Raw genomic sequence first — 4,749 nt, forward strand, 5'->3', positions numbered from 1 at the left:
GCCGGATCGCCCGGCAGGTCGGCTACTGGCGGCAGGCCCTCGCCGGGCTGCCGGAAGAGCTCACCCTCCCGGCCGACCGGCCCCGCGCGGCGGCGCCGACGCACCAGGGCCATCGGGAGCCGGTGACCGTCCCGGCGGACCTGCACGCCCGGCTGCTGGACGTCGCCCGGGGCAACAGCGTCACCGTGTTCATGGTCATGCAGGCGGCGCTCGGGGTGCTGCTGGCACGGCTCGGCGCCGGGACGGACATCCCGATCGGCGCCGCGGTCGCCGGCCGCACCGACCAGGCGCTCGACGACCTCGTCGGCTTCTTCGTCAACAGCCTCGTCCTGCGGGTCGACCTGACCGGCGACCCGACCTTCACTGACGTCCTGACCAGGGTGCGGGAGACCACCCTCGCCGGGTTCGAGCACCAGGACGTGCCGTTCGAACGGCTCGTCGAGGAGCTCGCCCCGGCCCGGTCCCTGGCCCGCCACCCGCTGTTCCAGGTCATGCTGACCGTCCAGAACACCGCCGGCGCCGCACTCGACCTGCCCGGGATCGCGGTCGGCGGGCACGCCGCGGACGCCGGGACCGTGTCGGCGGCCCGCTTCGACCTCGACCTGAACCTCGGTGAGGTGTTCGACGCCGACGGCGCACCGGCCGGGCTGCACGGGGCGTTGACCGGGGCGGCGGACCTGTTCGACGCCGCGACGGTGACCACCATCGGCCGGCGGTGGTTGCGGGTCCTCGCCTCGGTCCTCACCGACCCGGCCGTGCGGCTGTCGGCGGTCGACGTGTGGGAGCCGGCCGAACGCGACCACGTCCTGCACGCGTGGAACGACACGACGGCCGACCTCCCGCCGGCGACGCTGCCGGAGCTGTTCGCGGCGCAGGTACGGCGGACCCCGGACGCCCCCGCGGTCGTCGGCGACGGCGTGTCGCTGTCGTTCGCCGACCTCGACGCGCGGTCCAACCGGCTCGCCTGGCACCTGACCGGCCTCGGCGTCGGACCCGAGACCGTGGTCGGCGTGTCCCTGCCCCGCGGCGCGGACCTCGTCGTCGCGCTCCTCGCGGTGTCGAAGGCGGGCGGCGCGTACCTGCCGATCGACCCCGGGCTGCCGGTCGAGCGGACCCAGTTCATGCTCGCCGACGCCTACGCCACCGTCGTGCTCGACGCGTCCACGATCCCCGCCGACCCGCAGCTGCCGGACACGGCCCTGCCGGTCGTGGCCCACCCGTCGCACGCGGCGTACGTCATCTACACGTCGGGTTCGACGGGGACGCCGAAGGGTGTCGTCGTCACCCACGCGGGCCTGGCGAGCCTGGTGGCGGCGCAGGCGGAGCGGTTCGCGCTGGCGCCGGGCAGCCGGGTGCTGCAGTTCGCGTCGGCCGGGTTCGACGCGGCGACGGCGGAGATCTTCGTGTCGCTGTGTTCGGGTGCCGCACTGGTGGTCGCACCGGCCGAGGAGCTGCTGCCGGGTGCCGGTCTGGTGGAGCTGATCGACCGGTTCCAGGTGTCCCACGCGACGCTGCCGCCGGCGGTTCTCGCCGTGCTCGATCCGGCCGATCTGGTGCCGGTGTCGACGGTCGTGTCCGCGGGTGAGGCGCTCAGCGCCGATCTGGTCGCCCGTTGGGCGCCGGGCCGCAGGCTGGTGAACGCGTACGGTCCGACGGAGACGACGGTCTGTGCCTCCATGTCGCAGCCGTTGACGGCGGGTGAGGTGCCGTCGATCGGCGGGCCGATCCTCAACGCGCGGGCCTTTGTCCTCGACGACCGCCTTCAGCCGGTGCCGCCGGGGGTCGCGGGTGAGCTGTACGTGGCGGGTGCCGGTCTGGCGCGCGGGTACGCGGGCCGGGCCGGGCTTACGGCGGAGCGGTTCGTGGCGAACCCGTTCGGGTCCGGCCGGCTGTACCGCACGGGTGACGTGGTGCGGTGGACCGTGGACGGAAACCTCGTCTACGTCGGTCGCGCGGACGAGCAGGTGAAGATCCGCGGATTCCGGGTCGAGCCCGGCGAGATCGAGGCGGTCCTCGCCGCTCACCCGGACGTCGACCGGGTCGCGGTGACGGTCCGCGACGGGCAGCAGCTCGTCGCCTACGTCGTCGGCGCCGCCGACCCCGCCGAACTGCGCGCGTTCGTGGCGGAACGCCTCCCCGCATACATGGTCCCCGCCCACGTCGTCGGCCTGGACGCGCTGCCGCTGACCGTCAACGGCAAGCTCGACCGGGCCGCGCTGCCCGCTCCGGATGTCACCGCCGGGCCGCGCCGCGGCCCCTCCAACGCCCGCGAGGAAGCGCTCTGCCAGGCGTTCGCCGAGGTCCTCGGCCTCGACGAGGTCGGCGTCGACGACGACTTCTTCGCCCTCGGCGGGCACTCCCTGCTCGCCGTCCGCCTGATCAGCCGGGTCCGCGCCGCCCTCGACGCCGACCTGTCGATCCGGACGCTGTTCGAAACCCCGACCGTCGCCGGTCTGGCCGCACACATGGACGACCGCAAGTCGACCCGGCCGGCACTGCGGCCGATGCGCAACTCGAAGGAGTTCTCATGATCCCGTTGTCGTACGCGCAGCAGCGTCTGTGGTTCATGGAACAGCTGGAAGGCCCGAGTTCGCTCTACACCGTCCCGGTCGTCCTGCGGCTCTCCGGCGACGTCGACCGCGCCGCCCTCGACGCGGCGCTGCGCGACGTCCTCGACCGGCACGAGGTGCTGCGCACGGTGCTGCCCGCCGTTGACGGGCAGCCGTACCAGCGGATCCTCCCCGTCGAGGACACCGGTTGGGCGCTGGACGTCGCCGAGGTCGCCCCAGCGGACCTGCAGCCCGCCGTCGACGCGGCCGCCGAATGCGCGTTCGACCTCACGACGGAGCTGCCGATCCGGGCCCGGCTCATCTCCGCCGGCCGGCACGACCACGTCCTCGTCGTCGTCGTGCACCACATCGCGTGCGACGCCTGGTCGACCGGGCCGCTCGCCCGCGACCTCTCCACCGCCTACACGGCCCGGCGCGCCGGCCAGGCACCCGACTGGGAGCCGCTGCCCGTCCAGTACGCCGACTACACCCTGTGGCAGCGCGAGCTCCTCGGCGACGAGTCCGACCCGGACAGCCTCATCACGCGGCAGATCGCCTACTGGCGGCAGGCGCTCGCCGGCCTGCCCGCCGAGCTCGACCTGCCGGCGGACCGGCCGCGCCCCGCCGTGCCGACCCACCGCGGGCACGAGGTCGAGTGCCAGGTGCCCGCGGACCTGCACGCGCGCCTACGGGACGTCGTCGCCGAGCACGGCGTCACCATGTTCATGGTCGTGCAGGCGTCCCTGGCGATCGTGCTGTCGAAGCTCGGCGCGGGCACCGACATCCCGATGGGCGCCGCCACCGCCGGCCGGACCGACCAGGCCCTCGACGACCTCGTCGGCTTCTTCATCAACAGCCTGGTGATGCGGACCGACCTGTCCGGCGACCCGACGTTCGCCGACGTGCTGGCCCGGGTGCGGGAGACTTCCCTGGCCGGGTTCGAGCACCAAGACGTGCCGTTCGACCGGCTCGTCGAGGAGCTGGCGCCGGCCCGTGTACCGTCGCGCCACCCGCTGTTCCAGGTCATGCTGACGGTCCAGAACAACGCCGGCGCCGTCCTCGACCTGCCCGGCCTCGCCGTCGGCGGGCACGCTGCGGCCGCCGAGTCGGTGTCGGCCGCCCGCTTCGACCTCGACCTGAACATCGGCGAGACGGTCGACGCCGACGGCGCCCCGGCCGGGCTGCACGGCGTGCTGACCGGCTCGGCCGACCTGTTCGACGGCGCGACGGTCGCCGCGATCGGCCAGCGGTGGCTGCGGGTCCTCGAGGCGGTCCTCACCGACCCGTCGGCGCGGGTGTCGGCGGTCGACGTGTGGGACGCCGGCGAACGCGACCGGGTCCTCGACGGGTGGAACGACACGGCGGCCGGCGTCGCGGCGGCGACGCTCCCGGAGCTGTTCGCCGCGCAGGTCGAGCGGACCCCGGACGCGCCTGCGGTCATCGGCGACGGCGGGCAGCTGTCGTTCGCGGACGTGGACGGCCGCGCGAACCGGCTCGCCCGCTACCTGACCGGCCTCGGCATCGGCACCGAGTCCGTGGTCGGCGTGTGCCTGCCCCGCGGCGCTGACCTGATCGTCGCGCTGCTCGCCGTGTCGAAGGCCGGCGGCGCGTACCTGCCGATCGACCCCGGGCTGCCGGCCGAACGCATCCGGTTCATGCTCGCCGACGCCCGCGCCGCCGTCGTCCTCGGCGAGGAGGACATCCTCGACGAGCTGCCCGCCGGCCGGGTCCGGTCGATCGCCCTCGACGACACCCGGGTCGCCGCGTCGGTCGCCCGCCTGCCCGGCGAACCCGTCGCCGCCCGGTCGGTCCCGGGGAACGCGGCCTACGTCATCTACACGTCGGGCTCGACGGGGACGCCGAAGGGCGTCGTCATCACCCACGAGGGCCTGGCCAGCCTGGTCGCGGCGCAGGCCGAGCGGTTCGCGCTCGCCCCGGGCAGCCGGGTGCTGCAGTTCGCGTCGGTCGGGTTCGACGCGGCGACCGCCGAGATGTTCGTGTCGCTGTGCTCGGGCGCCGCGCTGGTCGTCGCGCCGGCGGACGAGCTGCTGCCGGGAGCGGGTCTCACCGAGGCGATCGACCGCTTCGCGGTGTCGCACGCGACGCTGCCGCCGGCGGTCCTCGCCGTCCTCGACCCGGCCGACCTGGCGTCGGTGTCGACGGTCGTGTCGGCGGGCGAGGCGCTCAGCGCCGACCTGGT

General features: G+C 74.6%; 2 protein-coding genes. Both read left to right on the forward strand.

Going from position 1 to position 4,749, the window contains the following annotated elements; genetic code table 11:
• A partial coding sequence (locus AB0I21_RS57070; protein ID WP_360574391.1) for an amino acid adenylation domain-containing protein occupies positions 1-2,531 on the forward strand: 2,531 nt, incomplete at its 5' end.
• On the forward strand, positions 2,528-4,749 hold a 2,222-nt coding region (locus AB0I21_RS57075), incomplete at its 3' end, for a condensation domain-containing protein (RefSeq protein ID WP_360574393.1). The genes AB0I21_RS57070 and AB0I21_RS57075, both read left to right, overlap by 4 nt.

It is taken from the genome of Dactylosporangium sp. NPDC050588, assembly GCF_040654975.1.
GTDB lineage: Bacteria > Actinomycetota > Actinomycetes > Mycobacteriales > Micromonosporaceae > Dactylosporangium > Dactylosporangium maewongense.